The sequence below is a fragment of the Nonomuraea sp. NPDC001684 genome, assembly GCF_053596515.1.
The window spans coordinates 1-6,832 of record NZ_JBSFGJ010000473.1 but is presented as its reverse complement, the minus strand read 5'-3'; the positions used below and the strand labels follow the sequence as shown (position 1 = coordinate 6,832).

The following is a 6,832-nucleotide window of genomic DNA, read 5'->3' as shown; positions in this document are numbered from 1 at the left end:
ACGCCCTGGTCACCGCGCCGCGCGGCATCGGCGGGCAGCTAGAGGACCTGCGGCGGCCCGCATGAGGCTGGAGATCGAGGACCTGCGGGTGCGCTTCGGCGGCGTGCGCCCGCTGGACGGCGTCACCCTGACCTTCGACTCCGGCCTGTGCGGGCTCATCGGGCCCAACGGCGCGGGCAAGACCACCCTGTTCGACGTGCTGTCCGGCTTCGTCCGGCCGGTCTCCGGGCGGGTCACGGCCGGCGGCGCCGACCTGCTGGCGCTGGCGCCGCACCGGCGGGCCAGGTGGGGGCTGCGCCGCACGTTCCAGCAGGAGCAGGTGGTCGCCGAGCTGAGCGTGGCCGGCAACCTGCGCCTGGCCGCCGACCACCTGGGCGGCCAGGACGAGGGCCTGCTCGCGTTCTGCGGCCTGAGCGACCCCGGACGCCCGGCGGGCGAGCTGACGCTGCCGGAACGGCGGCGGCTCGAACTGGCCCGCGCCCTGGTCGGCACGCCCAGGATCGTGCTGCTCGACGAGCCGGCCGCCGGGCTGTCGGAGGCGGAGTCGCGCTCGCTGGCCGAGGTGGTGACGGCCGTGCCGGACCGGTTCGGGGCGCTCGTGGTGCTCATCGAGCACGACGTGGCCCTGGTCGGCGAGGTCTGCGCCACCACGGCCGTGCTGGACTTCGGCCGGCTGGTCGCCGCCGGCCCGACCGCGGCGGTGCTGGCCGACGAGCGGGTGCGCGCCGCCTACCTGGGGGAGGCGCCGTGAGCCTGGAGGTGCGCGACCTGCGCGTGCGCAGAGGCGGGCGCGAGGTGCTGCACGACGTGACGCTCGACGTGCCGCCCGGCGAGATCACCGCGCTGCTCGGCGCGAACGGCGCGGGCAAGAGCACGCTCGTGCTCGCCGTGGCCGGGCTGCTGCCGGTCGAGGCGGGCGCGGTCAGCGCCGACGGCGACGAGCTGACCGGACTGCGCCCCGAACGCGTCCGGGCGCTGGGCGTGGCCGCCGTGCCCGAGGGGCACCGGGTGCTGCGCTCGCTGAGCGTGGCCGACAACCTGCGCGTGGCCGGGCCCGACCCGGGACCGGCCCTGGCCGCCTTCCCCGAGCTGGCCGGGCTGCGCGACCGGCGGGCCGGCACGCTGTCCGGCGGCCAGCAGCAGATGCTCGCCCTGGCCCAGGCCGTCACCGGCGGGCCGCGCTACCTGCTGGTGGACGAGCTGTCCTTCGGCCTGGCCCCCGCCGTGGTGTCCAGGCTCGTCCCCGCCCTGGCCGCGCTCGCGGAGGCCGGGGCCGGGGTGCTGCTCATCGAGCAGTACACCCGGCTCGCCCTGGAGCTGGCCACCCGCGTGCACGTGCTGGACCGGGGCCGGGTCGTGCTGCGCGGCACGCCGGACGAGCTGCGCGGCCGGCTGCGGTCGGCCTATCTGGGAGCGGGCGATGGAGACCTTTGACGTCGTCGTGGTCGGCGCGGGCTCGGCGGGCGCCGCGGCGGCCCGCCGGCTGGCCGACGACGAGGCGCTGCGCGTGCTGCTGCTGGAGGCGGGCGGCCCCGACGTCAACCCCGACATCCACGACCCCGGCGGGGTGTTCCGGCTGTGGGGCGGCCCCGAGGACTACGACTACCGGGTGGCGCCGCAGCGGCGGCTGGGCGGGCGGCGTCCGCACTGGCCGCGCGGGAAGGTGCTGGGCGGCTCGTCCTCGCTCAACGGCATGATCTTCGTCAGGGGCGCGCCGGCCGACTACGACGCCTGGGGGCCCGGCTGGTCGTACCGCGAGGTGTTGCCGTACTTCAAGCGGCTGGAGGACTTCGACCGCGGGCCCGGCGACTACCACGGCGCCGGCGGGCCGGTACGGGTGATCGCCGACTACGCGCCGCACCAGGTCAACGCGGCGATCGTGGCGGCCGCCGTGGAGCAGGGCCTGCCGTTCAACCCCGACTGCAACGGCGAGCGTCCCGACGGCGCCGGGTTCTGCCAGCTCACGATCCGGCACGGCCGCAGGCACAGCACGGCCGACGCCTACCTGCGCCCGCGCTGCGACCGGCCGGTCCTGGAGATCCGCACCGGGGCCCGCGCCCGCCGGCTGCTCCTGCGCGGGCGGCGGTGCGTGGGCGTGGAGTACCGCCAGGGCGGCCGCCTGCACCAGGTCGGGGCCGCCGCCCAGGTCGTGCTCAGCGCCGGGACCGTCGAGTCGCCGCGCCTGCTCCTGCTGAGCGGCCTCGGCGACGCGGCCGAGCTGCGCCGGCACGGCATCAAGGCGGTGGAGGACCTGCCCGGCGTCGGGCGCAACCTGCACGACCACGCGCTCGTCCCGGTGATCGTGGCCGCCCGGCGGCCCGTGCCGCCCGCGATGCCCGGCCTGCAGCCGATGCACAGCCAGCTCTTCTGGCGCAGCCGCCCCGGCCTGCCCGGCCCCGACGTGCAGCCGCTGTTCTTCCACATCCCCCTGTACGACGAGGGCATGACCGGCCCGCCGGACGCCTTCACCCTCATGGCCGGGATCGTCCGGCCGGAGAGCAGGGGCCATCTGGCGCTGACGTCGGCCGACCCCGACGCCCCGCTGCACATCGACCCCGCCTACCTGGAGGCGGCCGCCGACCGCGCGTGCATGCGCGCGGCCGTCGAGCTGTGCCGGGAGCTGGTCCACGCCGCCGCCCTGCGGGAATGGGCGGGCGCGGAGCTCTTTCCCGGTGACCGTGAACTGTCCGAGCACATAGAGAGGACCTTGGTGACCTACCACCATCAGGTCGGGACCTGCGCCATGGGAACCGTCGTGGACCAGCGGCTCAGAGTCCACGGCATCGACGGGCTGCGCGTCGCCGACGCCTCGGTGATGCCCGCCGTCACGTCAGGGAACACGAACGCGCCCGCCATCATGATCGGCGAGCGGTGCGCGGACATGGTGCGAGAGGAGATCGGCTCATGACCGGCCTGTACATCGGCGGCGCCTGGGGCCCGGCCGCGGACGGCGCGACGTTCGCCACGCTGGACCCGGCCGAGGCCACCGTCATCACCGAGTGCGCCGAGGCGGGCCCCGCCGACGTGGACCGCGCGGTGGCGGCGGCCAGGGCCGCGCTGGACGACCCGGCCTGGGCCGAGCTGCCCGCCGCCGCCCGCGCGAGGCTGCTGTGGAAGGTGGCCGACCTGGTGGAGGAGCACGCCGACGAGCTGGCCGAGCTGGAGACGAGGGACAACGGCCAGCCGCTGGCGGTGGCGCGGAACGTGACCGTCCCCGGCACCGCCGAACATTTCCGATATTTCGCAGGATGGTGTACGAAAATCGAGGGCTCGGTGTTGCCCGTCTCGTACCCCGACACCCTGCACTACACCCGGCGCGAGCCGGTCGGCGTGTGCGCGCTCATCACCCCGTGGAACTTCCCGCTGATGATCGCCGCCTGGAAGCTCGCCCCCGCCCTGGCCTGCGGGAACACGGTGATCGTCAAGCCCGCCGAGCAGACCCCGCTGACCACGGTCCGGCTGGTGGAGCTGATGGCGCTGGCCGGCTTCCCGCCCGGCGTGGTGAACCTGCTGACCGGCGGCCCGGAGACCGGCGCGGCCCTGGCCGGGCACGCGGGCGTGGACAAGATCTCCTTCACCGGCTCGACGTCGGTCGGCCGCTCGCTCGTGCACGCCGGCGCGGACAACCTCAAGCGCCTGACGCTGGAGCTCGGCGGCAAGACCCCGAGCATCATCGCGGCCGACGCCGACATCGACGCCGCGGTGGCGGGCAACGTCCAGGGCGCGCTGTTCAACAGCGGCCAGGTCTGCGCCGCGTACTCGCGCTTCTACGTCGACCGCAAGCGCGTCGACGAGTTCACCTCGAAGATGGCCGCCGCGGCCGACGCGCTCAAGGTCGGGCCCGGCCTCGACCCGGCCACCGACCTCGGCCCGCTGATCAGCGAGGACCACCTGATGGCCGTGGACGCCCACGTCCGCAGCGCGCTGTACGATGGCGCGCAACTCGTCACCGGCGGCAGGCGCGCCGAGGGCCCCGGCTTCTTCTACCGCCCGACCGTGTTCGCCGAGGTGACCGACGCCATGGCCGTGGCCCGCGAGGAGGTGTTCGGGCCCGTCATCCCGGTGCTGGCCTACGACGACCCCGACGAGATCGCCGGCCGCGCCAACGGACTGGAGTACGGCCTGGCCGCCTCCATCTGGACCAACGACCTGTCGACCGCCCACCGCCTGGCCGCCCGGATCCGGGCGGGAGCCGTGTTCATCAACATGATCCATGTGCCCGACGCCGCCACCACGTGGGGGGGCTACAAGGCCAGCGGGTGGGGGAGGGAGATGGGCCCGTACGCCATCGACGCCTACACCGAGGTCAAGGGCGTCTGGACGCACCTGGGGAGGGTGTGATGGGAGAGCTCGTCCTGGCAGCCAAGATCACGCATGTGCCGTCGATCTGGCTGTCGATCCAGCCGGGCAGGCACTTCGGCATCCGCCGGCCCGCCGAGCTGGCTCTCACCGAGGTCGGCAGGCGGGCGCGGGAGCTGGGGGTGGACACGTACCTGATCGCCGACACCCACTGGATGAACAGCATCGGCTTCCACCTCAACGGCAAGGAGCGCCACCGCGACTCCTACGCCAGCCACGAGCTGCCGCACTTCATCCACGACCTGGACTACGACTACCCGGGCGACCCCGAGCTGGCCGAGCTGATCCGCGCCGAGATCGCCGCCGGCGGGCAGAAGGCGCTCGTGCACACCTACCGCGACCTGGGCCTGGAGTACGCGACGCTGGTCCCGATGCACTTCATGAACGAGGACTCCGCCGTGCGGGTGTTGCCGATCGGCTGCAACGTCTACTCCTCGATCGACGAGAACCGGCGCATCGGCGAGGCGCTGCTGCGCGGCATCCAGCAGAGCGACCGCCGGGTCGCCTTCCTGGCCAGCGGCTCGCTCTCGCACGCCTTCCCCTCCAACGAGACCGCCGAGTCGCTGCTCAACGAGGTCAGCAGCCCGCTCAACCGGAAGATCGACATGGCCGTGCTGGACATGTGGGCCGAAGGGCGCATCGGCGAGTTCCTGGACATGTTGCCCGACTACAACGTGCGCTGCGCGGGGGAGGGCGCGATGGCCGACACGGCGATGTTGTTCGGGCTGCTGGGGTGGCGGTCGTACAAGGGGCGGGGGGAGCAGTTGTGCCCGTACTTCGGCTCGACCGGAACCGGGCAGGTGGTCGTGGACTTCCCCGTGCCCGCGTACGATAAGATCTGAAATCATATGTGAAATAGGACAGACGGAGGTTCTGGATGGCGGGGCTGATCTCCCGGTGGCCCGACTCCCGCTCCTTCGGCGCCCCGTGCGGACGGGCCGTCCGCGCGGGGGACCGGGCGCCGCGCGTGCTCGTGGTCGGGCAAGATGAGGGGATGACAGCGGGCGTCCAGCGTATCGTCGAGGTGACTCCGGGGGCGGAGCCGGTGAGGGCTCCGGGCGGTCGCGTCGAAGCGCCGGCGGGCGCGGGCTTCCGCGACGCCATCATGAAGGTCCTGCAGAGGTGATGGTGAGCAGCACGAGAAAACCGGCCCAGGCCAAGCGGCCCAAGGGCTCCAAGGCCGAGATCAGCTACGACCTGCTGCGGGCCCGCATCCTCGACGGCACGTACGGCCCCGGCTACCGGCTGGTCATGGACCAGCTCGCCCGGGAGACCGGCGTCAGCACGATCCCGCTGCGCGAGGCCGTGCGCAGGCTGCAGTCCGACGGGCTGGTCGAGGTCGTCCGCAACATCGGCGCCCGGGTCGCGGTCTTCGACTCGGTGCAGGTCGAGCACACCCTCAACGTGCTGGCCCGGCTGGAGGGCTACGCCACGGCCATCTGCGCGCCGCACATGGACGCGGCCAAGATCCAGGAGTCGCGGGAGATCAACGAGCGGATGAAGGAGGCGTTGGAGGAGTTCGACCCCACCTCCTTCACCGCGCTCAACCGCGAGTTCCACTTCTCGCTCTACCGCCACTGCCCCGACGAGCACCTCAACGCCCTGCTGGAGTCGGAGTGGGCGCGGCTCGACCACATGCGCCGCTCCAGCTTCACGTACGTGCCGGGGCGGGCGCGCAGGTCGGTGGAGGAGCACGACCACCTGCTGAGCCTGATCGAGGGCGCCGCCGAGGCCGAGGTGATCGAGCAGGCGGCCCGCAACCACAAGATCGCCACCGCCGACGCCCTGCACACCGCCCAGGTCTCCCGGCAACACTGACCCCCCGGCAACACTGACCCCCGTCCGGGCTGCAGAGCGGGTCGGGGGTTCAGGGGGTTTCGGGTCAGGGTTGCAGGGTGAAGAGGGTCCATTCCTCGCCCTGGGCCAGGCCCGCCAGCTCGCGGCCGCACTCCCGCAGCGCCTGCGGGCCCGAGGTGATGTGCTGGGCGCCGGCGTGCGCGTCCCGGAACAGGCGCTGGAGCAGGCCGTCGCGCAGCGCCGTCGTGCCGCCCGAGGCGTAGGCGAACCCGGCCGCCCCGGTGAGCGTCGAGGTGGCGTGGTTGAGCGCGAGCCGCACCATCGTCTCCTGGCGGGTGGACAGCGTGCTGCCCGCGTCCAGGGTGCGTTCGGCGTCCTCCCACGTCTCGCGGACCAGGGCGCGCGCCGCCCGCAGGGCCGCCTCGGCGCGGGCGAAGCCGGTGTGGAAGGCGTCGCTGACGGCGAGCTGACCCGGACGTCCGGCGCGGGCCGCGACGTGCCGGCCCAGCTCGTCCAGCAGGCGGCGGCCCAGGCCGAGCGCCCAGCCGGAGTGGGCGATCAGCGCCTGGTCCAGCAGGCCCAGCCGGTAGATCGCGCCGCCGCGCAGCGGCTCCCGCTGCGCGCCGCGGTGCGTGCGCGACTCCGGGACGAGGACGGCGTCGATGGCGTAGTGGGG

Annotated in this window: 7 protein-coding genes; 6 read left to right on the top strand and 1 reads right to left on the bottom strand. The window is 73.8% G+C overall.

Annotated features, from left to right (window positions below; all coding sequences use genetic code 11):
• The 6 genes from ACWCSD_RS44220 to ACWCSD_RS44195 all read left to right on the top strand — a co-directional run.
• A partial coding sequence (locus ACWCSD_RS44220; RefSeq protein WP_449924278.1) for an ABC transporter ATP-binding protein occupies nt 1–751 on the top strand: 751 nt, incomplete at its 5' end.
• Nucleotides 748–1,434: an ABC transporter ATP-binding protein gene (locus ACWCSD_RS44215; RefSeq protein ID WP_449924275.1), complete on the top strand. Its 687-nt coding sequence runs from the start codon at nt 748–750 to the stop codon at nt 1,432–1,434. The genes ACWCSD_RS44220 and ACWCSD_RS44215, both read left to right, overlap by 4 nt.
• Complete coding sequence (locus tag ACWCSD_RS44210) at nt 1,421–2,908, top strand: GMC family oxidoreductase (protein WP_449924272.1); 1,488 nt, start codon at nt 1,421–1,423, stop codon at nt 2,906–2,908. The genes ACWCSD_RS44215 and ACWCSD_RS44210 overlap by 14 nt, the downstream gene beginning before the upstream one ends.
• Nucleotides 2,905–4,341: an aldehyde dehydrogenase family protein gene (locus ACWCSD_RS44205; protein WP_397156226.1), complete on the top strand. Its 1,437-nt coding sequence runs from the start codon at nt 2,905–2,907 to the stop codon at nt 4,339–4,341. The genes ACWCSD_RS44210 and ACWCSD_RS44205 overlap by 4 nt, the downstream gene beginning before the upstream one ends.
• Nucleotides 4,341–5,201: a 3,4-dihydroxyphenylacetate 2,3-dioxygenase gene (gene hpaD, locus ACWCSD_RS44200; protein ID WP_449924269.1), complete on the top strand. Its 861-nt coding sequence runs from the start codon at nt 4,341–4,343 to the stop codon at nt 5,199–5,201. Before ACWCSD_RS44205 ends, hpaD begins: the two co-directional genes overlap by 1 nt.
• 283 nt (nt 5,202–5,484) lie before the next feature.
• On the top strand, nt 5,485–6,177 hold the full coding sequence (locus tag ACWCSD_RS44195) for a GntR family transcriptional regulator (RefSeq protein WP_352351279.1): 693 nt from the start codon (nt 5,485–5,487) through the stop codon (nt 6,175–6,177).
• 64 nt (nt 6,178–6,241) lie between these two features.
• Here ACWCSD_RS44195 and ACWCSD_RS44190 read toward each other — a convergent pair.
• Nucleotides 6,242–6,832, bottom strand: a 591-nt coding sequence (locus ACWCSD_RS44190; RefSeq protein ID WP_449924266.1) for an acyl-CoA dehydrogenase family protein, incomplete at its 5' end; no start/stop codon positions are given.